Here is a 22,731-nt window from a genome sequence, read left to right as displayed (position 1 = left end):
ATCTTCTCCGATCATTAAAATTTTTACTTCAATTTAATGTCCCAAGCACTTCTAGTCATGTTTCCATAATATTTCTTTTGTATCCGTTTAGTCTCAGCAGTTTGATAACATTTGACTACTGCCTGGTAGTCCTTATTCTTTGCTTGATCTTTCTTAGCTACAATGATATTTATCCATTGGTAAGAATCTTTATTTACCGGTTCAACAAAGATTGTTTGTTTTTCACCCAAACCTGCAGGACGAGCAAAGTCATTATTAATAACTGCTGCATCTACTGAATTAATTACCCGTCCGCATTGATCGGCACTAATTTCTTTAACTTTGATGTTTTTAGGATTCTTCACAATATCTGCAACAGTCACAAGAGCTTTACCTTTGCGTAATGAAATTAATCCGGCATTTTTCAAAACGAGTAAAGAACGGGATTCATTACTTGCGTCATTTGGCACAGCTATTGTGGCACCTTTTGGCAATTCGCTCAATTTATGATATTTCTTTGAATATAGCCTAATTGGATTGATATCTGTGCGTCCGATAGCTACTAATCCACCATGATTGGCTTTATTCCAAGCTTTAAGAAAAGCATAATGTTGGAAAGCATTTAGATCGATATCACCGCTTTTTACGGCCTTATTTGGTTGATTGTAATCAGTGAAATTCTTGATTTTAATCGTAATACCATATTTTTTCTTGGCCAAGGCCGCAGCGTGATCCCAAATAACCTCTTTTGGTTTTGACTCACTAACTATACCTACAGTAACAACATGGTTCTTTTGATTGCTATCCCCTTTTTTGCCAAAGCTAAACCAGGCAATTGCAATAATTGCAATGGCTGCAATTACTCCAATAATTATATTGCGACTTTTTTTAGTCATTAGAAAAACCTCCCAATTTTTCAATAAAAAAAGCACTCATCCTAAACTAAGGACGAGTGCTTCGTGTTACCACCTTTAATTTGCTTATTACTCACGTAATAAACCTCAACAGCTATCTAACAATAGCTTGCAAAGTTAACGGATGCAACTCCGCCACTAGCTAAATATCACTAGCAGTCATCGTTTCAAGCCCATGTTCACTACACCTTACTAACTGACTCTCACCAAACATCAGCTCTCTTTATTAGTAAAAATAATAGCTACTCTGCTTTTCAAGATGTATTATTTATTTAATTGTTTATTAATTTAACATCTAAAAATTTTCCTGTCAACCAAAAAATAAATTATTTTTTAGTTGCTTGATATGATTTTATTATTTTTAAAAAATATTGTCCCACAGCAAAAGTTACAATGGCCATACCAATTACCTGCCACCAATAATTATGATTTAAGTTTTCTGCAAGTAAAAAACTGCTAATCAAAGTTAATATACAAATTATCAAAACGACGGTTGAAGTAATAACTTGTTTCATGTTACTTCTCCTTCCTCATATAAGTTAAAAATTCATAGGAATACAAATTTAAATTGTCAGGCTGCTGGAATTCCCTTTTTACTAGCTTAAAATCGCTATAATTAAGTTTTGTCATTGTCACATCAGCTGTAAAAGTGGCTTTGATTTCAGTTTTTTCCAGGCAATCTACCTGATTTTTCAAAGCACCAAAAACCGAGTTACCACCAATAACACAAATTTCCAGATTTTTGTGTCTATCAATCCAACTTTGTAATTCACTGATCGTAGGTATTATTAAAACTCTTTGATCAGCATGAAATTTATTTTTCAATTCATGACTAGTTGTTAAAACAATATGCTTGCGACCAGGTAGAATATGAGGCAAGCTCATAAAAGTTCTTCGCCCCATGACAATGGGATGTCCATATGTTATTTTTTTAAAATGATGTAAGTCGGCAGGCAGTTTCCAAGGTAAATGTCCATCTATACCAATTTGGTGTTTTTCATCTTCTGCCCAAACAAAAGTGATCATTAGTTCTCCTCTACCTTAATTATAGCGCTTTATTTATGAGATTTCTTGTCTTTTGCCCCACTTTACCAATTGTGCCTTTTTAAATTCAGCTTTTTCCCACGAAGAAATTTAGACATGATTTTTCAAGATAATATTGCTATAGTTATTTAAGTATCTTAATAAATTACAGGAGGAAGTCATGGCGGAAAAAAGTCAATTTACTGAAACAAAATATAATAAAATGAAGCAAACTGAAGCTGATCTAGTACGAGATTTACAAGCAATTGTTAAAGATCCCTCTAAAGAAGCCGACTTGAGTGATGATGTCTTTACAAAGCATCAAAATTGGCTGCGAATTATTATGCCTAATTATTCCAGCAAAATCCACTTAGGAATAGTCAATGCTTACGATAATGATACTCGCTATCAATCTTATTATGATGATAAGGCTGGCAAAGGTGCAACCAAGATATTAAGCAGAATTGTTAAAAAGCATTTAGCAAAATAAAGAGTCTTTTACATTGATGTGAACTCCCAAATTTGTCCTAAATTTGGGGGTCACTTTACATAAAAGACTCCTTTTTTGTTAGTTAAACCAGCTAATATGCTTATCGGTAAATGCTAGTAAATCATTAGTTAAATACAAAATATATGTTAAAAATAAAGTTAGATTAGCATCCCCTTGAAATGCGGTAACTCCCCATAAAATAATTGAAAGTATTCCCTGAATAGTCCAAAAATAGTATTGCTCGCGAAAATGTAACATACAAAGAAGAGAACCAGTAATTCCAATTGCTCCAGCTGTTGCATCAATTAGGGGCCTTGGACTAGTGAAAAGTTTAGTATCTAGCAGATAAAGTAAAACTAGCACCACGACAAAAAAGATAATGGTGAGAAGCCACTTTATCAGTGTCAAACCATGAATATGTTTTTCCGTATCTTTAGACCAAGACGGCAACATTAATACAGGTAAATCTAAGAGCAAAATATAAATAGCTTGCAAAATAACATTGGCATAATTTTGGGCGTATATGGAAACTATGATATAAATCGCAGAGGAAATTAAGCCTAAAATACCATTGATTTGTCTGGCATTAGTAATGGCAAGTGTACAGGTAAAACCCAAAATTGCAGCTACCATTGTTAACAAGGAAATTTGAGTAACGGGTGCTGCTACAGTAGTACCAACAATAATGCCTATTCCCAACATTAATAATAAATATGTTTTAAAGCTCCAACCTCGCATCTGTTCTATATACCATCTTAATTTAAAGATCCCAGCACTCGGCTTTATTTTCATCAGACCTTCCTACCTTCTGTTTAATTTTAACAGTGAAAAAACACGGTTTTAATCATAGCATAACTTCTAAATGACTTTAAGAAATTTAACTAGAAGGTCAGATCGCTATATTGATCTTAGGTATCTTGTTTTGCTTTATTCATTCTTATCCATCTTATCCATTTTTAATATTGACCATTTGAGCAGAAAGGGTGAAATTACGGTTGTCATAATTATTGCTCCAATGACTGTTGAATAAGCTGCTGGCGCTAGTAGATGGTTGGTTAAACCTATTTGTGCAACGACGAGTGCCATTTCACCACGCGAAACCATTCCTGTCCCGACTAACAAAGAACTTGAATTGCTAAAACCCGCAATCTTTGCTCCCAAGCCTGCACCAACCAATTTTGAAAAAACACCGCCAATTACCAAAACAATAAATAAAATAAAGTCGTGCAATATTCCTTTAATGCTCATGTCTAAACCAATGCTGACAAAAAAGATGGGAATAAAACTGCTGTAGCCGATTACTGTAAAATTCTTTTTGAGTGTTTTTTGTGCTGAAGTACGATTTAGGGCTAATCCGGCAAAGAAGGCTCCAATTACGTTACTAAGTCCCACTTCTTCAGCTCCCCATGAAGCAAATGCCACAATTATCATTGTTACTAAGGTCTCTGGAACGGGCAATGTCAGACGCTGACTTAAGTTGATTAACCGAGGTATGACATAAACGCTAAGAAGGACTAATAAAATAAGAAAGGCTGCCTGAATAAGCAAGCTCAAAGCCAGATCTTTTCCCATATTTGATCCGGGTTCAGAAACACCTGTTAGTCCACTAACAATGCTCAAAAGCAGTATTGAAAGCAGGTCATCTGCTACTGCAGCGCCTAAAATTGTCATGCCCTCTTTTCCTTCCAGACGCCCCATCTCCTGCAAAACAGCAACAGAAATTGATACTGAGGTAGCTGAAAAAGTTAAGCCTAAAAATAAACTTTCAACCTGTGAAAATTTAAAAAGAATACCAGTCATATAAGCGATAATAATTGGTACTATCATACCAAAGGCAGCTACCAGTACACTAGGACGTAAAAGCCTTTTTAGTGTTTTAATATCACTGTCAAGACCGGCTAAAAACATCAAAAAAATCACACCGATATCGGAGAATACTTTGATGATACCGCTAGGTTGCACCAGATTAAAAACAGCCGGGCCAATTATTATCCCAGCTAATAATTCTCCTACAACAGCTGGTAATTTTAACCTTGCACTAAATTGTCCGCCAATTAAGGTAGCTATTAAGATAACAACTAGCATTCCTAAAAATTTCATTTACATTCCCGCCTTCTACAGCAAAAAGACCTTCAAAATTGCTCAGGCAACCCAAACCTGAGAACAATTCTTGAAAGTCTTTCACTCCAACCAAAATATTTATATTATTTTTAATAACAAATTTGATTAATAGTTATGAATTAACAACTTTTACTAGTATAACTCACAATTCTCTTAAGATAAACTTTTAGAAACGTAAATCAACTAGCAGCTTTACAAAATGAACCTTAATAGAGCTAATGAAACTATTCCAACTATCACAATCACTAAAAGTGACTTGCTGGTAATGGCTGCTATCAAAGTTGGTATTGACGCGATTAAATATTCAATATCAACTTTTGGTAATTGGCCTGGTTGAGCTACGAATAAGTTAGTAAACCACATAGTAGACATTATAACAATTGGTACAAAAGATAAAAAATCAACCACTATTTGCGGTAATGAGAATTTTTTTAATAGAAAAAAGGGCAAAACCCGTGAAAGCCAAGTTGCAACGCCACAACCGATAATTGTTAAATATATATAATTAGAAGAAGACACCTTTTATTACCATCCCCAATGTACATCCAATAAGTGTTACAGCAATAATAACTAGACTAGCTGGCAAAATCATTGTCAAAATGTAAGTCAACACCAATGTCAACAAAATTACTATTACTTGTAACAGCTTATTTAAAGATTTATCACTATTTACTTGCAAATATAACAAACCAATAAACATTGCCACATTTGCAAAATCGAGTCCTAATTGTTTTGGATCTTTAATAAAGTTGCCCAGTATGGCGCCAATCGCTGTGGCAAATATCCAAGTTTTATATGAAATCATATTTTCGGTATTGAACCAGCTAAAACTCATTTTACCTTTAGTATAATTAATTTTATTCATCGCTAAAGCAAAGCTTTCATCAGTTAGAAGAGTGCCAATTAAAACACCTTTGCCCAAGCTGTCTTTTTTGAAATAGGGTGCAACGGTCGTACTCATCAAAATCATCCTTGAATTGACCATAAATGTAGCAAAGATAATTGAAATAATCGGACTACCTGCTGCCAACATACTAACAGCTGTAAATTCTGCTGATCCGGCATAAATTATGATCGACATTAAAATTACGGTAATGGTCGAAAAGCCGGTCGCACGGCCGATTACACCAAAAGCTGTCGCAATTCCTAAATACCCGAAAACAGTTGGAATTGTGTCAGTCACGGCTGCACGTTTAGATAATGAACTTTTCATATAACACTTCTTTAATAAAAAATTTTAACTTAAATTTTCGTAAGCTGGACTTAGTTTATTGAAAACCAAGTCCTCTCCCTGTTTAAAATATTAGATTAAAAAACTAGTTTACCTATTACAAGCAACTAGTTTAATCATGACATTATTCACTTTTAGATGTCTTTGTGAAATCGATCCCTCGGTCCTTGAAAACTTTCTTAGCAACATTAATCGCATTTAGCACTTTCGGAAAACCCACATAAGGAATAGTTTGAATAAATGTCTCAATTATTTCTTCTGGCGTTAAACCCACGTTTAAGGCACCATTGATATGAACGTTCAACTGCGGTTCTGTGTCACCCTGTGTCAGCAAAGTTGTAATGGTAATCATTTCTCTTTGTTTCAGATCAAGAACACCACGATCGTATACATCACCAAATGCAAATTCAATAATGTAGCGCCCTACATCTTCAGATAAACCAGCAAGTGAATCAATAACTGATTGGCCACCTTCCCGGTCAACTTTTTTTAAATTTGCTAATCCTTTTTGATAGCGTTCATCGTTTGTCATAGTTTTCTCCTTTTATTCTGTAATCTAATTTTCAACAGTTTTCAGAATAATTGCTGGAGTGTAGTCCATGTCAACCACTATTTTAAAATTTTTTGGTAGTGGTAAAATATGACAATGTATCATTTATTTGGCTGGAATTTGTAGGGAGGAAATACGATGAAATATTCGATTGGTCAATTTTCCAAACTTAGTGGCTTTTCAATTGACACACTGCGTTATTATGAAAAGCAAAAATTAATTTTCCCAAATCGGGATGAAAATAATCGTCGCATCTATACTGAAAAAGATGTTGCCTGGATTAGTTTCATTTCTCGCTTAAAAAAGACTGGCATGAGTATCAAAAAAATGCAAAAATATGCCCAATTACGCTACAAAGGCGACCAGACCATCCCTGAACGACTAGTTTTACTGTTTAATCAGCTCGATGATTTGAATGAACAAGAAAAGAAGATTGACAATAATATCAAGTTCGTAGAACAAAAAATTAAAACCTACCTCAAGACAATTGGAGATTTAAAAGAGTAATATTGCTGTCTAATGTGAATACTGATTTAATTGCTTTTTCCGATATTATATTAAGCAAATACACAACAAACACGCACTTGTTCAGTTTAGAGTAAGTGGTAAGTTGAAAAAAATTTCAGTTAAGGTATAATGTTATTCGTTATGGAGAGTTGGCAGAGTGGTAATGCACCGGACTCGAAATCCGGCGAACCAAGTTTTTCCTTGGCGCGCAGGTTCAAATCCTGTACTCTCCTTAAATATATCGCTTTAAAGCTTGATATATTAATATTTTTAATTTATTTGATCGCCAAAAGTTCGCCAACCATTTAATTATAGTAATTCAGAATCCATTATAAAAGAGCAGTTATAAAAACTGCTCTTTTATTCCTAATAAACCAATGTTTAACTTAAAAGCTTATTGTATTTCAATATGATTAGTATTACTTAACTTTATTTCATTATCGACGATAGCAATTTTATGCTCCCTCATAACTTTTAACCAGTCTTACATTGTCAGGCTGTAATTTCTTATATAGCGTTTTGATGTTATATGTAACTTAATGGACAGTGATATCAAAGTAAACAATGGAAGATTTATTAAAATACGCTTTTGACTATGTGCCCTCTGTAAGCTGTTTATGTTATATTGCAAAGGCAATTTCATGCCGCCACTATTCCTGATGTCTCATTAGTAACGCCTATAAAAAAACCAACTGTTGAAAATGCTGATTTGACAGCTATCTTAATAGATAATGAGGCTACGATAAAACATGTAAAGCTTGTTGGAGATAAAGTCATCTTAATTTTTGAAAATAATGACTATGATTTAGATTGTTTTAAAAAAAGATACGCCGGGAAAAATTTTAGGTAAAGTTATCCCAGTAGAATACGATGTTCAATAGTACTTGAAAACATATGTAAATTTATTCTTTTAAGACATTTATAAAAATGGTAAATTATAAATATACTGATACAAATATAATGGGAGAAGGCAAATGAAATTTTTATGGGTAATTGCACTAATAATATTTGTTATTTACATGATTATTAGTGAAAGAAAATTAAAAAATAGAAAAGATTATAAAGAAGCACCAACACCAAGTAAAAATCCATCAAATGAGCCATTAGTGAAACGTTGGTTGGTATGGGGACTAATACTAGTTTTAATTTGTGGTTTCTTTGTATCAACTTCAAATAAAGCCCAGAGTCATAATGAAACATACAAAACTACCGTACCTCATCCAATAAAACCATCTCCTGTAAAAAAGAGGAAAAAGCTTTCTGCCTATGCTTCCAAAAAGGTTTCCAAATTTATACCAGTGAAGAACACAGCTAAAGCAGTTACTTTAGGCGCTGGTAAGTATAAGGTCGGTAGAGATATAAAGCCGGGCAGATACGTTATTAAAGCTGTCAAGGGCAGTGGTAATTTATCTAACAGCGATTTCACTATTAACGTTATTTTAGGAAACGATGATAAAGGAGATCAGTTAACTTCTTTTACTACCAACTTAGTAAAAAATGACAAAATCAAGTTAGACTGGATAGAGTCTACAAGCTTCACGCCAACACCAGATAAATATACATATAAAACAAAAATAAATGCTGGTATATGGTTAGTAGGACTTGATATTAAACCCGGAAGGTATGTCATACGGCCAATAAAAGGCAGAGGTAACTTGATATCAGAAGATGGGTCTGATGATAATTTAAACGAAATATTAGGCAAAGATACTGAAAAAGGTCAAGTCAGCAAAGTAACGGCTGATTTAACTGCTGGAGAAGTTATATTGTCTACTATAGAATTAATTGGCTTAAGTAAAAAATAAGATTTAAATATTTTGAAAATAAAAAACTTCTAAGAAATCACTGCTCGAATTTAGATTTCTTAGAAGTAATACAAATACAACAGGGTTATGCCCTTTTGCATTCTCTATCATAGCAGCAAACGAATTGCTTTATATGTCATTTCAAAACGTTTGGGAAACTCAAACATGACAATAACTGCGAATATGCCTATATGCTTGATGAATATAAAGCACAGCAAGATGATAATATCGAAAAAATCGTCAATAGCATATTAAAATGTTCGCCAACTTTAAAATTAATTACTAGATTTCATTTTCTATTATTTTTATAAAAATAAACTGCACCCTTCTTTTATCATTACTATGAAAATAATCTTATATATTTTTTTGTTTTACAAAAAGGCATTGAGCAATATGGCACAATACTTTTTTACATGTTTTTTCTTATTCTATACATTATAAATAAACTACAAACTATTTATAAAATATAAAAAATGTTCACATGGTGATCGACTTTAGTATTTAATTTACACAGTACCATTCGTTTTTTAAATTAAACGCAGAACTGCTAGTGAAATCATACCAACTATCACAATGATTAAGAGTGACTTACTAATAATTGCGGAAATAAATGTTGGCAGTGAAGCCAAAGCATACTGCATGTTAAGTTGAGGCAAATGACCTGGTTTTGCTATTAATAAGTTACTAAACCAAAGAGCAGCCATTATTACTATAGGCACAAAAGACAAAAATTCAACTAATTTTGGCGGCAAGGTGAATTTTTTCAACAAGACAAAAGGTATCACTCTAGATAACAAAGTGGTGATTCCACAGAAAATGATTGTCGTTAAAATGTATTCAGAAGAAGACATGCTTTATTACCATTCCTAAACTACAACCAATTAAGGTTACAACTATTACCACTAAGTTGGCAGGTAAAATAATAGTCAGTAAATATGTCAGCGCAAAAGAAATCAATATCACAATTATTTGGAGTACTTTATTTAGTTTTTTGTCCCCAATTACCTGCAAATAAAGCAAACCGATAAACATTGCTACAATAGCAAAGTCAAGCCCTAATTTTTTAGGATCAGTAATAAAACTGCCCAATACTGCTCCCAAAAGTGTTCCAACTTGCCAGGTTATGTAAGAAACAATATTTACTGTGTTAAACCAGTTAAAATTTAACTTGTCATTTGTATAATTAATTTTATTCATACCGAGAGCAAAACTTTCATCAGTGAGAAAAGTTCCTATCAAAATATTACTTTTTAAATTTTCTTGTTTTAAGTAACCTGCTACAGTCGTGCTCATAAGAATTACTCGAGAATTGACCAGGAAAGCGGCTAAAACAATTGAAGCAATCGGGCTGCCCGCAACCAGCATATTCAGAGTGGTTAATTGAACGGATCCGGCATAAATCAGAATAGACATCAAGCAAACTTCCAAAGTAGAAAAGCCACTGGCTTTGCCAATAATTCCAAAAGCCGTACTAATGCCAATATAGCCGAATATTGTTGGAATTGCTTCTTTAATTGCAGATTTTTTGGTTAAATAAGTATCCATTCTTTCACCCTCTTTTGTGAAAAATCATTAAATGATGTGGTTAGTCCTACCATGAGTAATGTAGTTAAATTTATTAAGGGAAAATTAGTATTGATTTAATCTTAACGTATAATAAATAAAAATTTTTATTTTTTTAAATTTTTACTATCGAGCTTCTTTTTTCGTTTTTTTTTCTTTTTTCGTTTTTTTTTCTTTTTTCGTTTTTTCTTCTTTTTTCGTTTTTTCTTCTTTAGTTCTAATTTAATTTCATCATTTACACATTGCCATGTATCAAGAATTGGGTAAACACTTGCGGCTGCAGCAGTAAATGACAATTTTTCCTCATCGTATTTTGTTGGTACGGATTTTCTGTTTTTACTTCCTTTAGGAATCACTGTAATTTTATTAGTAGATTTATTTCCTATTAATTTATCTTTGATAACAAAAGTATAAGAATTTAGAGTAGCATCTGGTTGAATAATAGTATAAAGTCCTATAAGTGTAACTATTGTAACTATAAGGCTTCTTATAAAAACCACAAAAATTTTACCTTTATCAATGGAACTTTTTTTAACTATCTTTAATAAAAGAATACAATACAAAACCAAAAGAAAATATAGTATTGATAAAGTTGAAATTATACAAACTATGACATTTATATTGTCATAGACATAATTATCAGGTATTTTAGCAAAATTTTTATTTAATAAATCATAAAGCATATTTGATGTGAGAATTTTTGCAGTTATCGGACTAATAATTGCAAAAACCACGGTTAGTATATTAATCATTTTTTGAGGATCTTTTTTACCAGTAAATAATCCAATGTTTGTAATAAAATTTACTAATATTAAAAAAACGTAACCAGAAATCCCTGAAAATATGATGTTTATAGTAAAATATATTCTAAACAAAAATTGATAGCCAAATATATTTTCTATATAATTTGCAAAAAAATAATAGAAAAGTAAACTAAATATAATCCCATAAAAAAGACTACAAAGAGTTAAACTTAAAATAAAAAATATGGTGAGTAAAAAAGTTTGATTTAATCTCTTATTTTTTCTAAATTTTAAAAAGCAAATACAGGTATTTATACCAAAAGCAATTATAAATTGAGAAGTAAGATAGCAAGTAAACTTGTTATACAGAATTAAAAATGATAATAAAACTGCTATAAAAATAGCAAGTAATTCATGAAGCATCCAGATGGGCTTATTTAATTTCTTTAACCACTTCATTTTTACTACATCCCTTTTAACAAAATCATATTTATTATACGCAAAAAACTATATTAGAAACAATTTTTCAATATAGTCATAATAATGCTCGTCCATTCTATTACCGTGGTGACTTTAAAAGCAGTATTATTTTTTAGTGGTTCGGGCAGATAAAAATACCTACAATTGTAGTAATTGAGACAAGTTAAAAAATTATTAGTCTTGCATTTTTATGTGGATTTTTGCCTCCAAACAAATTAAATTAAAATCCGTGCACATTAACGCAGATAACCGCAAGATATTACCTATTTTCAAAGTAAAATTAGGTTTAACACATGTAGCAATTTAATGCCCAATATCATTTAGAGCTTTAAACCTTGTTTTTTCTTTTTTCATAATTTTCTCTGATGAAAATAATTTTATTCTATTGTCTAATTTGCTTTTTGTTCAAGCTAAGTATTTAAGGCATTGCACAAAAACAAGCTTTAAACAAGCTTTATGGAGTTTTTTTATGTCATATAAAAAGCTAGTAAAAGAAATTACTTTTACTGGCTTATCTTTGTATCAGTGTCCTCATGGTCAAATATATTCATACTTAGCTCTGCATTTAAAAGACTCTGACTTTATGTAAATATTTGTATTGCAATCCAGTTCCAATAAGTGCAACAAATATACCTAACAGGTTTGCCGCTAACCAATTGATTGAATTGCCCGTGAACAGACACACTGCAACCCATGGTGCAATACTTATCAGATAGCCGCGCGCAGCCGTCATTAATAAAGTACCCCACTTAAAGCCTTTACTTATATTATTTGTAACAACTTTATTGTGTAAAAACCTTTGAAATAGAACTGTACCCATTACTATCAAAATAGTAATTAAAACAAATTGCCAAGCTTCAAATTTAACTAAGATTAATTCTTCATAAGAAAAATGATTTGCCAAAAGGGCAAAACCACACGCAATATCAAAGAAAAAGCCTTGGTTGACATAACCCTTTTTGCAACTTTTAATACTAAAATCAAAAGCTTTTTTGCAGGTCTCGCTTGGTGATTCCTTTTGCCTGTCAATGACTTGATGATTAGTCAGGTAATGATATTGACAAGTTGTTCCAATCAAAGCAGTAATTAAGCCAACCAGCAAAGAAATGGAGAAGTTAAATTTTCCCTGAGTATGCATACTAAGAGCTAATAATGGTGCGTTTCCTATTACAAAACACCTCACACCAGTTGAAATCAAACTAGTATTTACGAAAAACGAAGTCATTTTTTGGGAATTAACCTTGTGTCGCAAGAAGTTTTGATAACGGATTACGCTAATGATTGCAACAATAGCCAACAATACAAACAGCCAGTCAAACCAAATATCAGAAAATAAAAGTGTAAAAAGATAAAGGGTGCCATAAATAACGAGATCACCAAGATGGTTAGTAGAATTATCAGCTAAAGCAAAGTTATGTTCATGGTGAGCAATATCACGTATAGCTTCACCCACAGTCTCTTGCTTAGAAGTATGATTATTATTCATTTTTTCCTCCTAAATTACGCCCTAACTTGATAATGATAATTTTAAGTTGGTTTTAATTAAAGTCAAGCTTTTTTAAAAGTAATTACCTTGCTAAAACTAATTTTAGTAAAGTTCAAATTCTGAATTTCCTTTAAATTACAAATCTTAAGTTTTGCTCAAGAGTAGATTTTAATTTCTACGCTTTGCCTCGTTACTGTTAAAATATAATCGAATACAAATTATAGGTAGGGATTCGATTTGAATATTAACTTTTGGGTAGAAACATTGTCTGCTCTAATACTAATACTACTTATCTTTAATGTCAGAAATTCACGACGTTTCAATTTATTTGATCACTGGCTTCATCATAAATTAATCAGAAGACGCGATGGAATCGGCTGGCAGATTATTGCATTTATAAACGATCCCAAACTTTTAGTTGTTTTGGATGTATTTCTGGCAAGTTTTTTAATCAGTAATAATGAAAGTTTACTAGCTTTTTGGGCATTATTTACTTTAGGCTTTACTGATCTGATTGGTATCTTTTTAAAAAAATGGATGCGCAGAAAACGGCCAATCCTACATTCAGATTTAGAAGAAGGCTATAGTTTTCCAAGTGGTCATGTCTTAGGTAGCACTGTTATGGCTTTAATCATTTGGCGACTTTTTGCAGGACGATTAGGAAATAGACTTTTATGGATTTTGCTGGCAATTTGGCTGATGGTTGTAATTTCTCGTATCAGTCTTAAGGCTCACTTTCCATCAGATATTATCGGGGCCACTTCTCTAGCCGTCTTTTGTTTTAGTATTTCTCAACAATTACTTTTAATGGTTATTTAAGAACAAAACAACCCCAAACTTTTGGTTTGAGGTTGTTTTTTGCTTATCAACAGTTATTTTATACAATTAAATTATAGGAAACTAAGCATCTTTCCTAACACAAACACGATCACACACAATAATGCAGTGTACCATGCACAATGCGGCAAAGCTTTCTTAAGAATAACTCCTTCTTTACCCTCAAGACCAGTAGCTCCTGTAGCAATTGCGATGTTCTGTGGTGAAAGCATCTTACCAGCGGTAGCACCAACCATGTTAGCAGCTGCTAGCCAGTATGGACTTACTTTCAGTGCGTGGGCAGCTTGTACTTGCAATTCACCAAAGAGAACATTAGCTGAAGTATCACTACCAGTGATAAAGATACCTAGAACACCAATGATTGGTGAAATTACTGGGTAAAAGGCACCAGTTAAAGTTACGAGGCTAACTGCAATGACATCAATCATTCCGCTGTAACCCATTACTTTGGACAGGCCCACAATAGAACAAACTGTGATAATTGTTTTAACTAATTGCTTGATCGTACTTGTCAAAACGGAAAACATTTCCTTAAATGACAAACCTTGGATAGCACCACCAATGATACTTGACAGTAAAATCAAAGTACCCGGTGATGACAACCAGTCAATGTCAACTGGCTTGGCATTTGCACCATTATAGAAGTGGAAACTGGTTTTAACGCTTGCAAGTGCATTATGAATTGCTGGGAACATTGATGAAGTGAAAATGATAAAGCAAAATACCAAAATAAATGGTACCCAAGCCTTAATTTTATCAGCAGTGGAAATAGGAGCCTTATCGTCTTTTTCAGTACCAGCAGATTCAGTTTCATCTTTGCTGCTGTATTTCTTAATAATAACTACTAAACATAGCAGACAAACTATTGAACCTACAATTGATGGTAGTTCAGGACCTAAATATTTAGTAATGAAAATTTCTGGAACTGCAAATGTTAAACCAGCTACCAGGGTGCAAACCAAAACACCTTTTCCTTTAAATGACTTAAGTCCCTTACCTTCAGTCATCATGACCAAAACGAATGGAACTATCATCATTAAAACAAATAATTGTATAGCAATTAAATAACCTAATTCAGTAACTCCCAAACCTGTTACTTTAGCCAGAGTTGTTACTGGCAAACCAACGGCACCAAAAGCAGTAGGAGCAGTGTTTGCTACCAAACAAACCACAGCTGCTTTAATAGGACTCATGCCCAACATAATTAAGATACTTGCAGGAATCGCTACCGCAGTACCGAAACCGGCAATGGCTTCCAAGAATCCGCCTAATCCCCATGCTAAGATTAATACTAAGAATCTCATATCCTTAGTAATTGAAGTTAACATAGACATTATTGTATCCATTCCTCCTGATTTTCTACTGATATTGTAGATAAACAGAGCGGAAATAATAACATAAATTATTGGCCATAAAGCCATAATTATGCCGTCAATTCCAGCGGTAATACTGTTTGAAAACGAAAAGTGGAAACCGACAATACTGAGAATTATTGATAAAGCAAAGCCGATTAAGCACGACAAATCTCCTCGAATGCGAAAAACACCCAAGGAAAGTATCAGCCAAACGATAGGGATGATCGCAAGGACTGTTTTAAGTATATCCATTTTTATTCCTCCGACGAAATCAATTTAGCAAAAACCAGATTGATTTCTCTCACTTTCTAACATAGAACTTGATAAAACTTATTAGACAACACTATATGAGTTTGTGATGTAAGCGCTATCTAATTTCATTATAGCACTATGTTAAGCGCTTTTGAAGATGAATTTAACTTCACAATCTTTTATAATAAAGCGCTTACATTAATAAATAAAAAATAGTCCTAACTTTATTAAGTTAGGGCTAAATCACCTTTTTTTATATTCTGTTATATAGAGAACAAGTGTAAAAAAGGAATTTTTTATTTGCAAATAAATTACAAATCGTCAAAACCAACCATCAAACTGCCTTCTTCGGCATAAAACGTGCAAAGTCCCCTCATTGAGCGAATTTTGATCTCTGCTTCTGGATAAAGTGCTAAAATTTTTGCTTTTAAACTTTCAGCATCTTTTTCATTTTTACAATGATCAATAATTAAATTACCACCTTTGTATTTCATTTCACTCATTAATTTCAGGACTTCTTTAAAAGCACGCTTTATTCCTCGTACTTTTGCCAAAGGCTCTAGCTTACCCTCCTCACTAGCAGTACCAACCACATCAATATTTAAAACTTTAGCGACTTTAGCCACAGCCATATTAACTCGCCCATTGAGTGCTAAATTATGCAGTGATTTTAATACGAATAACAAATGTGTGTGTGTCTTATAATCGGATATTTTTTGTTCCAAATCTACAAAACGAATTTTGCTATTAGCCAATTTACGAATTTTTTGTAAAATAACTGAAATTTCTGGGCCAGCAGTCCTTGAATCAATCACAATTACATGGCTATCAGGGTGATCTTTTTCATATATTTGTTTAGCTTGAAAAGCAGATGAAAAACTGCCACTAAGGCCACTAGTAATTGTTATCATTATTGCAAATTTAGTTCCTTTTAAAGCTTCTAGCCATTCATTAATGCTGGGACAGGAAGTTTTTCCTTCCTCCGTATTTTTCTCCATACTGCTGATGAACTCATCGATATCAAGATTTTCGTCATCAACAAAATCTTTTCCTGCAATTGTCATTGTTAATGGCACTACAGTCAGATTTTCATTTGCTCTGTCATTTGAGCCAGAGTCTATTATTAACTTTACTTTATCCATATTTGTGTATCCTTATATAAATAAACTATATATCTAAAAAAATATATAGCTAAATAATAAATCAAATACCAAAAAAAAGCGATAAAAAATTTTTTAATATTTTTTAACATTAGAAATCGGTTACAAATGTTTACATAATCACAAACTTAGGCTAAAATTTGTGATGTAGATATGGAGCAGTTGCTCCACTAATGTATGTACTTATAAAAATTAGTACAGCATTTATTATTTAGGAGGTTTTTAGATGTTAAAATCAGTCATTGAAAATGTTCATGCACTGGAAATCTATGATTCACGTGGTAACCCAACTGTTGAGGCTTTTGTAACCTTATCAAACGGTGTTGTTGGTAAAGCTGAAGTTCCATCAGGTGCTTCAACTGGTGAAAACGAAGCAGTTGAATTACGTGATGGCGGCAGTCGTGTAGGCGGTAAAGGTGTTTCCAAAGCCGTTGAAAACGTCAATACTAAAATTGCTAAGGCATTAAAAGGCTTGGATCCACATGATCAACCAAACATTGACCGTGTAATGATCGACTTAGATGGCACCCCTAACAAGGCTGAACTTGGTGCCAACGCTATTTTAGGCGTATCAATGGCTACTGCAGCTGCTGCAGCAAAAGACAGCCACCAACCTTTATACAGATACCTTGGCGGCACCGATCTTGAAATGCCACAAACTTTCCATAACGTTATTAACGGTGGTGAGCACGCTGACAATGGTATCGACGTTCAAGAATTCATGATTACCCCAGTTAAGAAGACTTCTTTCCGTGATGGTTTTGAAAAGATCGTTAACACTTACCATACTTTGAAGAAAGTTCTTGAAGACATGGGTTACGAAACTGGCCTCGGCGACGAAGGTGGTTTCGCTCCTAACATGAAGAACTCTGAAGAAGCTTTGCAAGCTTTACATGACGCTATCGTTAAGGCTGGTTACAAGCCAGGCGAAGACATTGCTATTGCCTGTGACTGTGCTGCTTCATACTTCTACAACAAAGAAGATGGCAAGTATCACTTTGAAGGTAAAGTCTTTGATGACGAAGAATTAGCTCAATACTACGACAAGTTACTTGACGAATTCCCAGAATTAATTTCAATTGAAGACCCATATGATGAAAACGATGTTGACGGCATGATTAAGTTTACTCAAAGCCACAAGGACAGAATTCAAATTGTTTTGGATGACTTCATTTGTACTAATCCTAAGCTTTTGACTAAAGCTATCAAGGAAGGTGCCGGTAACGCTTCATTAATCAAGTTAAACCAAATCGGTACTGTTACTGAAACTTTGGAAACTATCCGTCTTTCACGTAAGAACGGTTACAACACTATGATTTCTCACCGTTCCGGTGAAACTGGTGACACATTCATCGCTGACTTTGCCGTTGCTGTTAACGGTGGTCAGCTTAAGACTGGTGCGCCTGCTCGTTCAGAACGTGTTGAAAAATACAACCGTTTGCTCGAAATTGAAGAAGATCTTGGTGAAGGCGAGCGTCTAGCTACTTTTCCAGACAGTGTTGACAAAGATTAGTTTTTAAACTCAAAAAGCCTGCAATAATGCAGGCTTTTTTTGTGCCATTTTTATGGCTAGTCGTCTTTTTGACTAATTGCTTTTAAGTAAGTACTTTCGGAGATATAGACAATTTTTCTCACGTACTGTCCCTTGTGGTCGATCTTAATATATTGTCTACTTGGATCAAAACCACCTACTCTTTCAATTTTATATGGTAATTTTTTACCAGTTTCAGGATTATAGGCCTGAACGTTTAGATAATTTTGCGTATTTTTTTTGACTTTAGCATAACTAGTTACTTCTGGAATAGCAGGATTAGCTCTATCAATCCAAGAATTGTGATCCAATGGAATTTGGTTAGTTATAATCAGAAAAAAGACATAAACTGGAACCAAAAATTTTTCGAACATGATATCTCCTTTATCTAACTTTTAGGAATAGACTTTCTTTTGAAATTCCTTTTAGGAAACATATTTAAATTCAAGTGTACTAATACACTACTATACCTATTTTACACTTTTTTATGATTATTTTAAATAATAAATTAAAGTAATCTTGTCAATGATAATCTTAATTTGCTAGCAAAAGTAAGTTTTTTATGCTACTTTAAATAAAGTATTAATAACTAAGGAAGTAAAATTATGTCTGAAAAAATTGAAGGCTTAACTCAAGCCGAAGCAGATAAACTTTTGCAGAAAAAAGGATTAAATGAGGTGCCTGAGCCTCAATTCAACTTTTTTAAAGAGTTTCTATCCAAGTTGTGGAATTTATCAGCGTGGATTCTTGAAGCTGCTCTACTTTTAGAGTGTGTGCTAGGAAAATGGATACAATCATTATTTGTGCTTTTGATGCTCCTTTTTGCCGCCTGGAATGGTGCCTCTAAGAAAAAGCAGTCAAGACGTGTTCTAAATAATATTTCACACAAATTGACTCCTACCATTTCTGTTCAACGAGATGGGCAGTGGCAAAATTTTGATTCAAAATATTTAGTCCCGGGTGACTTAATCAGTATGCAAGCTGGTGACGTCTTGGCTGCTGATGTGAAGCTGATCGATGGACAAATTTCTACGGACGAGAGTTCAATTACAGGTGAAGCAAGAACTGTGCGAAAAAATCCACAAGATACAGCCTTTGCCGGTACTACTGTAACTGAAGGAAATGGTTTGGCCGTCGTTACTGCCACAGGTGCAGATTCACGTTCCGGTAAGACAATTAATCTAATTAATAATTCTGCAGCTCCTGGTCACTTGCAGCAACTGCTAACTAAAATTATTTATTATCTATGCATTCTTGACGGAATTTTAACCTTAGTAATTGTCATTGCTTCTTTCTTTAAGGGCGGTGACTTGAATAATCTTATTAACATGCTGCCATTTTTAGCAATGATGTTTATAGCTTCAATACCAGTTGCTATGCCTTCTACATTTGCACTTTCTAACTCCTTTGAAGCAACTCGTTTAAGTAAAGAAGGTGTATTAACTTCTGATTTAACCGGTATTCAAGATGCAGCAAACCTTAATTTGATCCTGTTAGACAAGACAGGAACAATTACGGAAAATAAAACGGCAGTCGGTCAGTGGACCAATTTCAGTTCAATGAATAATAATGATGTTCTGCAATTAGCATCAGCCGCTACGGATCAGAGAAACAAAAAACTTATTGATACTGCAATTGATGAATATGTTAAAAAACAAGGATTAAGCATCAAGTCAGCTTCTAAATTTACGCCTTTTACTTCAAGCACCGGCTATTCTATGGCAATCTGTGATGGCCATAATATTAAACTAGGTTCATTTAAACAACTTTCGTTAATTGATCAAGATGCTAACGAAAAGGCAAAAGAAATAGATTTCAGCGCTGGACGTTCGGTAGCCTTGTTAATTGATGATAAGCTGGCTGGTGTTTTCATTTTGCAAGATATGGTGCGATCTGATTCCAAAGCTGCCCTCGAAGAGCTCAGAAAACGGGGAGTAAAGCCGATTATGCTGACTGGAGATAATCAGAAAACTGCTATTGCAGTGGCAAAGCAGGTTGACTTGCAAGGGGAGGTAATTTCTATTCGTGATTTTACTGACCAAACAGATACCAGCAAACTGGCCGGTATTGCAGACGTTTTACCAGAAGATAAATTGCGCATGGTTAAATTCTTCCAGAAGAAAGGTTATATAGTAGGTATGACAGGAGATGGCGTGAATGATTCTCCTGCTCTAAAGCAAGCTGAAGTTGGTATAGCGGTCTCTAATGCAGCTGATGTAGCCAAACGATCTGGTAAAATGGTACTTTTAAATGACGGTTTATCTTCAATAGTAAAAATACTTGACGCTGGACACAGAGTGTACCAAAGAATGACTACCTGGTCCTTAACAAAGTTAGCCAGAACTGCACAATTAACAATGCTCTTAACATTTGGCTACCTTTTCTTTAACTACATTCCAATGGCCTTAAACGCTATGGTCATTTACACAATTATGAATAATATGGTAACAATGATGATTGGTACTGATAGAACGCACATCACCTATAAACCAGAGAACTGGAATATGGCTAAATTAGCTAAAATTGCTTTTTCATTAGCTTTCGGTTGGACTGCTATTGGGATTGCTGCTATTGCCTATCTTAATATGCACGGCTATAGTCATGGTACTGTATCAACGATGGTTTATGTTTACCTGGTTTTGAGTGCAATGTTTATCGTCTTAATTACAAGAACTAAGAAATACTTTTGGCAGGATTATCCTTCTAAAGCAGTTGGTTTGACGCAATTAGGAGACGTCCTTCTAACTGTCATCTTGGCATTATTTGGTATAGCTATGACAAAAATAAGCTGGACAAATATATTACTTACCTTTGCCATTGCCTTGATAGCCGCAATTGTTATTGATTTATTCTATCAACCAATAATGAAGAATCGTTAATTTTAAATTTAAATAAAGAAAAACCTGATTGCGGAAAATTTCCGTAATCAGGTTTTTTAAGGTTTACCGATGAGTTCCTGAATTTTCCATCACACCGGTAAAAAGGTTTTGTATATGCTATTTGGTATAATAATTTAGAATAGGAAAAAATAGTTAAATTAATCAGGAAAGTTAATTTTTTGATTAGAGGCGAGCCAATAACAAAGATAGATAATTATTTTGCTAATTGACCCTTGAATCCCCCCTTTCACTGGTTATACGTTTATAACAAATGCTTTAAATTACATTCGTTATGTTTATATTAATACATAAAATAACCAAAGTAAACAATTTTGTACAACTTTTTTACTTTTAAATCAATATTTTTTTAGATTTAAATAACAATTATCTTTTAACTTTATTTTTTTAATTCATATACATATGACGTTTCATTTGGACGATAAACACCATGTAAAAGGCCAACTTTTGTAAAACCCATTTTTGCAATCAAATGCTGCATTGCTTTATTATCTTCATGAGTATCAATTCGAATTGAATCAATATCGTCACGGTTAGTTTTTATATCATTAATAACAGCCTGTAGAAGCTTGGTAGCATAACCTTTACCAGAATGCTGAGAATGAATCGCTACACGATGAATAACAACATATTTGTCTGTATTACACAGCCACTTGCCGTCCAAATGATCATATACATGGTCAGGGCCATCCACTATGGCAATTGCACCAACAGTTTCTTTATCCTCGGAAACAGCTAAAAAAGCCCAGCCATTTTCAATATCTTCTTTAATTTGACCTTTAGAAGGATAGTCTCCTTGCCATTGATTGACACCATGCTCGGCCAACTGATTTGCTCCATCTTTTAAAATAGCGATAATTTGGTCAAAATCGGCCATTGTTGCTTTTCTTAATTGCAAATTATTCTATTCTCCTTTTTTTAAAATACTGTATCATTATATATACCTGACCTGAGCTTGTAAAAAATTTGGACTCAAAAATTAAAGTTTTTTCAAATTTCAGAAAGCGCTTTTATTTAGATGAAATTTTAAGATTTTTTACTTTACAGCATTTGCTGTTTTTATTAGCTGAAACATATTTAATCATGAAAAAATGCTCTTAACAGCAGATTACAAAAATCTAACTATTAAAGAGCACTTCATGCACATTTATTATTTTTTTAAAATTTGATGCTTAAAAATCTAATCAATAAAAATTAGGCACCATGATATTTAACTAAAGAATAGACATCAAGTCCTGGTAATTTCTCTTTTCCCTTTAGATCTGGTAGTTCAATATAAAAACAAGAACCTACTAATTTTCCACCTAGATTTTCAATTAATTGCTTGCACGCCCTTAAAGTTCCTGCTGTAGCAAGTAAATCATCACAAACTACAACACGCTGACCGGGTTTAATGGCATCCTTATGAATTTCCAAACTATTCGAACCATATTCTAGGTCATATGAAGCACGCTCGACCTCCCTTGGCAATTTATGTGGCTTTCTAGCTGGCACAAAACCAATACCTAATTCTGTTGCCACAGGACAACCTACTATAAACCCACGAGCTTCGGGGCCGACAATTATATCGGCATTTTTACTTTTAACGTATTCAGCTAACTTGTGCGTAGCTGCCTGAAACAATTTGCCATCTTGTAGCACAGGTGTAATATCGCGAAAGATTATTCCTTTGTTCGGAAAATCCTTTACACTTGCAATATGTTTCTCAAAATCGTTTGCCATAAGAAGAAAAACCTCCAAAACTTAACTTTCTTGCTAAAGCTTATTCGACCTTTATATTCTAACAAATTTTGGGCTTAAAAGCATT

The 22,731-nt window shown here is 33.5% G+C and carries 24 protein-coding genes, 1 tRNA gene and 1 other annotated feature; of the genes, 8 read left to right on the top strand and 17 right to left on the bottom strand.

Annotation, left to right across the window (positions count from 1 at the left end; genetic code table 11):
- Nucleotides 1–23 precede the first annotated feature (23 nt).
- From H3U49_RS01480 to H3U49_RS01470, 3 genes are all read right to left on the bottom strand, one after another.
- Complete coding sequence (locus H3U49_RS01480) at nucleotides 24–875, bottom strand: MetQ/NlpA family ABC transporter substrate-binding protein (RefSeq protein WP_198179112.1); 852 nt, start codon at nucleotides 873–875, stop codon at nucleotides 24–26.
- Nucleotides 876–920: 45 nt separating this feature from the next.
- Nucleotides 921–1,160 (bottom strand) — a binding site (T-box leader).
- 59 nt (nucleotides 1,161–1,219) lie between these two features.
- Complete coding sequence (locus H3U49_RS01475; protein ID WP_198179110.1) at nucleotides 1,220–1,408, bottom strand: hypothetical protein; 189 nt, start codon at nucleotides 1,406–1,408, stop codon at nucleotides 1,220–1,222.
- 1 nt (nucleotide 1,409) lies between these two features.
- A complete protein-coding gene (locus tag H3U49_RS01470) occupies nucleotides 1,410–1,919 on the bottom strand; it encodes a dihydrofolate reductase (protein ID WP_198179109.1) in 510 nt (169 codons plus the stop codon).
- A 178-nt stretch (nucleotides 1,920–2,097) separates the two neighbouring features.
- On the opposite strand from H3U49_RS01470, the gene H3U49_RS01465 reads away from it, so the two are divergent.
- Nucleotides 2,098–2,406, top strand: a complete 309-nt coding sequence (locus H3U49_RS01465) for a TipAS antibiotic-recognition domain-containing protein (protein ID WP_198179108.1) — start codon at nucleotides 2,098–2,100, stop codon at nucleotides 2,404–2,406.
- 78 nt (nucleotides 2,407–2,484) lie between these two features.
- Here H3U49_RS01465 and pnuC read toward each other — a convergent pair whose 3' ends face one another.
- The 5 genes from pnuC to H3U49_RS01440 all read right to left on the bottom strand — a co-directional run bounded on the left by pnuC (nucleotide 2,485) and on the right by H3U49_RS01440 (nucleotide 6,290).
- Entirely contained in the window at nucleotides 2,485–3,198 is a 714-nt protein-coding gene (gene pnuC, locus H3U49_RS01460; protein WP_198179107.1) for a nicotinamide riboside transporter PnuC, read from the bottom strand.
- 135 nt (nucleotides 3,199–3,333) lie between these two features.
- Nucleotides 3,334–4,506 (bottom strand): cation:proton antiporter, encoded by a 1,173-nt coding sequence (locus H3U49_RS01455; RefSeq protein ID WP_198179106.1) that lies wholly within the window; start codon nucleotides 4,504–4,506, stop codon nucleotides 3,334–3,336.
- A 213-nt stretch (nucleotides 4,507–4,719) separates the two neighbouring features.
- Complete coding sequence (locus tag H3U49_RS01450) at nucleotides 4,720–5,046, bottom strand: AzlD domain-containing protein (protein WP_198179105.1); 327 nt, start codon at nucleotides 5,044–5,046, stop codon at nucleotides 4,720–4,722.
- On the bottom strand, nucleotides 5,033–5,740 hold the full coding sequence (locus H3U49_RS01445; protein WP_198179104.1) for an AzlC family ABC transporter permease: 708 nt from the start codon (nucleotides 5,738–5,740) through the stop codon (nucleotides 5,033–5,035). The genes H3U49_RS01450 and H3U49_RS01445 overlap by 14 nt, the downstream gene beginning before the upstream one ends.
- Nucleotides 5,741–5,882: 142 nt before the next feature.
- Nucleotides 5,883–6,290: a carboxymuconolactone decarboxylase family protein gene (locus H3U49_RS01440; RefSeq protein WP_198179102.1), complete on the bottom strand. Its 408-nt coding sequence runs from the start codon at nucleotides 6,288–6,290 to the stop codon at nucleotides 5,883–5,885.
- A 156-nt stretch (nucleotides 6,291–6,446) separates the two neighbouring features.
- Here H3U49_RS01440 and H3U49_RS01435 point away from each other — a divergent pair, with 156 nt between their 5' ends.
- From H3U49_RS01435 to H3U49_RS01420, 4 genes are all read left to right on the top strand, one after another.
- Nucleotides 6,447–6,815, top strand: a complete 369-nt coding sequence (locus H3U49_RS01435; protein WP_198179100.1) for a MerR family transcriptional regulator — start codon at nucleotides 6,447–6,449, stop codon at nucleotides 6,813–6,815.
- A 143-nt stretch (nucleotides 6,816–6,958) separates the two neighbouring features.
- Nucleotides 6,959–7,048: transfer RNA gene (locus H3U49_RS01430), tRNA-Ser, on the top strand.
- Nucleotides 7,049–7,440: 392 nt separating this feature from the next.
- A complete protein-coding gene (locus H3U49_RS01425) occupies nucleotides 7,441–7,665 on the top strand; it encodes a hypothetical protein (protein ID WP_198179098.1) in 225 nt (74 codons plus the stop codon).
- 124 nt (nucleotides 7,666–7,789) lie between these two features.
- Complete coding sequence (locus tag H3U49_RS01420) at nucleotides 7,790–8,620, top strand: hypothetical protein (RefSeq protein WP_198179096.1); 831 nt, start codon at nucleotides 7,790–7,792, stop codon at nucleotides 8,618–8,620.
- A 527-nt stretch (nucleotides 8,621–9,147) separates the two neighbouring features.
- Here H3U49_RS01420 and H3U49_RS01415 read toward each other — a convergent pair.
- The 4 genes from H3U49_RS01415 to H3U49_RS01400 form a co-directional block, all read right to left on the bottom strand.
- Nucleotides 9,148–9,471, bottom strand: a complete 324-nt coding sequence (locus H3U49_RS01415; protein ID WP_034979597.1) for an AzlD domain-containing protein — start codon at nucleotides 9,469–9,471, stop codon at nucleotides 9,148–9,150.
- Nucleotides 9,458–10,165, bottom strand: a complete 708-nt coding sequence (locus H3U49_RS01410; RefSeq protein WP_198179094.1) for an AzlC family ABC transporter permease — start codon at nucleotides 10,163–10,165, stop codon at nucleotides 9,458–9,460. The genes H3U49_RS01415 and H3U49_RS01410 overlap by 14 nt, the downstream gene beginning before the upstream one ends.
- 125 nt (nucleotides 10,166–10,290) lie before the next feature.
- Nucleotides 10,291–11,385, bottom strand: a complete 1,095-nt coding sequence (locus H3U49_RS01405; protein WP_198179093.1) for a hypothetical protein — start codon at nucleotides 11,383–11,385, stop codon at nucleotides 10,291–10,293.
- Between the two features lie 586 nt (nucleotides 11,386–11,971).
- Complete coding sequence (locus H3U49_RS01400; protein ID WP_198179092.1) at nucleotides 11,972–12,892, bottom strand: hypothetical protein; 921 nt, start codon at nucleotides 12,890–12,892, stop codon at nucleotides 11,972–11,974.
- Between the two features lie 243 nt (nucleotides 12,893–13,135).
- Between H3U49_RS01400 and H3U49_RS01395 the strand changes: the two genes are divergently transcribed.
- On the top strand, nucleotides 13,136–13,711 hold the full coding sequence (locus tag H3U49_RS01395) for a phosphatase PAP2 family protein (RefSeq protein ID WP_370466780.1): 576 nt from the start codon (nucleotides 13,136–13,138) through the stop codon (nucleotides 13,709–13,711).
- Nucleotides 13,712–13,782: 71 nt separating this feature from the next.
- On the opposite strand, the gene H3U49_RS01390 is transcribed toward H3U49_RS01395, so the two are convergent.
- Complete coding sequence (locus H3U49_RS01390) at nucleotides 13,783–15,336, bottom strand: L-lactate permease (RefSeq protein ID WP_232347667.1); 1,554 nt, start codon at nucleotides 15,334–15,336, stop codon at nucleotides 13,783–13,785.
- A 311-nt stretch (nucleotides 15,337–15,647) separates the two neighbouring features.
- Complete coding sequence (locus tag H3U49_RS01385) at nucleotides 15,648–16,478, bottom strand: DegV family protein (RefSeq protein WP_198179090.1); 831 nt, start codon at nucleotides 16,476–16,478, stop codon at nucleotides 15,648–15,650.
- Nucleotides 16,479–16,722: 244 nt separating this feature from the next.
- On the opposite strand from H3U49_RS01385, the gene eno reads away from it, so the two are divergent.
- Entirely contained in the window at nucleotides 16,723–18,009 is a 1,287-nt protein-coding gene (gene eno, locus H3U49_RS01380; RefSeq protein ID WP_198179089.1) for a phosphopyruvate hydratase, read from the top strand.
- Nucleotides 18,010–18,065: 56 nt separating this feature from the next.
- Here eno and H3U49_RS01375 read toward each other — a convergent pair whose 3' ends face one another.
- Nucleotides 18,066–18,401, bottom strand: coding sequence for a YxeA family protein (locus H3U49_RS01375; RefSeq protein WP_198179087.1), 336 nt, complete (start codon nucleotides 18,399–18,401; stop codon nucleotides 18,066–18,068).
- A gap of 231 nt (nucleotides 18,402–18,632) precedes the next feature.
- Between H3U49_RS01375 and H3U49_RS01370 the strand changes: the two genes are divergently transcribed.
- The gene (locus H3U49_RS01370; protein WP_198179085.1) at nucleotides 18,633–20,906 is read left to right on the top strand and encodes an HAD-IC family P-type ATPase; all 2,274 of its coding nucleotides are present in this window, start codon (nucleotides 18,633–18,635) and stop codon (nucleotides 20,904–20,906) included.
- A 397-nt stretch (nucleotides 20,907–21,303) separates the two neighbouring features.
- On the opposite strand, the gene H3U49_RS01365 is transcribed toward H3U49_RS01370, so the two are convergent.
- The gene (locus tag H3U49_RS01365; RefSeq protein WP_198179083.1) at nucleotides 21,304–21,822 is read right to left on the bottom strand and encodes a GNAT family N-acetyltransferase; all 519 of its coding nucleotides are present in this window, start codon (nucleotides 21,820–21,822) and stop codon (nucleotides 21,304–21,306) included.
- A 296-nt stretch (nucleotides 21,823–22,118) separates the two neighbouring features.
- A complete protein-coding gene (locus H3U49_RS01360; protein WP_198179081.1) occupies nucleotides 22,119–22,646 on the bottom strand; it encodes an adenine phosphoribosyltransferase in 528 nt (175 codons plus the stop codon).
- Nucleotides 22,647–22,731 lie beyond the last annotated feature (85 nt).

Source organism: Lactobacillus sp. W8174, assembly GCF_016100975.1.
Lineage (GTDB): Bacteria > Bacillota > Bacilli > Lactobacillales > Lactobacillaceae > Lactobacillus > Lactobacillus juensis.
The sequence above is the reverse complement of the archived record's forward strand: the minus strand, read 5'-3'. Positions and strand labels throughout refer to the sequence as shown.

Bases quoted from the DNA above. Each gene is read 5' to 3' on its own strand.
- H3U49_RS01480 (WP_198179112.1), bottom strand. From the start codon at position 875: ATGACTAAAAAAAGTCGCAATATAATTATTGGAGTAATTGCAGCCATT.
- H3U49_RS01475 (WP_198179110.1), bottom strand. From the start codon at position 1,408: ATGAAACAAGTTATTACTTCAACCGTCGTTTTGATAATTTGTATATTA.
- H3U49_RS01470 (WP_198179109.1), bottom strand. From the start codon at position 1,919: ATGATCACTTTTGTTTGGGCAGAAGATGAAAAACACCAAATTGGTATA.
- H3U49_RS01465 (WP_198179108.1), top strand. From the start codon at position 2,098: ATGGCGGAAAAAAGTCAATTTACTGAAACAAAATATAATAAAATGAAG.
- pnuC (WP_198179107.1), bottom strand. From the start codon at position 3,198: ATGAAAATAAAGCCGAGTGCTGGGATCTTTAAATTAAGATGGTATATA.
- H3U49_RS01455 (WP_198179106.1), bottom strand. From the start codon at position 4,506: ATGAAATTTTTAGGAATGCTAGTTGTTATCTTAATAGCTACCTTAATT.
- H3U49_RS01445 (WP_198179104.1), bottom strand. From the start codon at position 5,740: ATGAAAAGTTCATTATCTAAACGTGCAGCCGTGACTGACACAATTCCA.
- H3U49_RS01440 (WP_198179102.1), bottom strand. From the start codon at position 6,290: ATGACAAACGATGAACGCTATCAAAAAGGATTAGCAAATTTAAAAAAA.
- H3U49_RS01435 (WP_198179100.1), top strand. From the start codon at position 6,447: ATGAAATATTCGATTGGTCAATTTTCCAAACTTAGTGGCTTTTCAATT.
- H3U49_RS01420 (WP_198179096.1), top strand. From the start codon at position 7,790: ATGAAATTTTTATGGGTAATTGCACTAATAATATTTGTTATTTACATG.
- H3U49_RS01415 (WP_034979597.1), bottom strand. From the start codon at position 9,471: ATGTCTTCTTCTGAATACATTTTAACGACAATCATTTTCTGTGGAATC.
- H3U49_RS01410 (WP_198179094.1), bottom strand. From the start codon at position 10,165: ATGGATACTTATTTAACCAAAAAATCTGCAATTAAAGAAGCAATTCCA.
- H3U49_RS01405 (WP_198179093.1), bottom strand. From the start codon at position 11,385: ATGAAGTGGTTAAAGAAATTAAATAAGCCCATCTGGATGCTTCATGAA.
- H3U49_RS01400 (WP_198179092.1), bottom strand. From the start codon at position 12,892: ATGAATAATAATCATACTTCTAAGCAAGAGACTGTGGGTGAAGCTATA.
- H3U49_RS01390 (WP_232347667.1), bottom strand. From the start codon at position 15,336: ATGGATATACTTAAAACAGTCCTTGCGATCATCCCTATCGTTTGGCTG.
- H3U49_RS01385 (WP_198179090.1), bottom strand. From the start codon at position 16,478: ATGGATAAAGTAAAGTTAATAATAGACTCTGGCTCAAATGACAGAGCA.
- eno (WP_198179089.1), top strand. From the start codon at position 16,723: ATGTTAAAATCAGTCATTGAAAATGTTCATGCACTGGAAATCTATGAT.
- H3U49_RS01375 (WP_198179087.1), bottom strand. From the start codon at position 18,401: ATGTTCGAAAAATTTTTGGTTCCAGTTTATGTCTTTTTTCTGATTATA.
- H3U49_RS01370 (WP_198179085.1), top strand. From the start codon at position 18,633: ATGTCTGAAAAAATTGAAGGCTTAACTCAAGCCGAAGCAGATAAACTT.
- H3U49_RS01360 (WP_198179081.1), bottom strand. From the start codon at position 22,646: ATGGCAAACGATTTTGAGAAACATATTGCAAGTGTAAAGGATTTTCCG.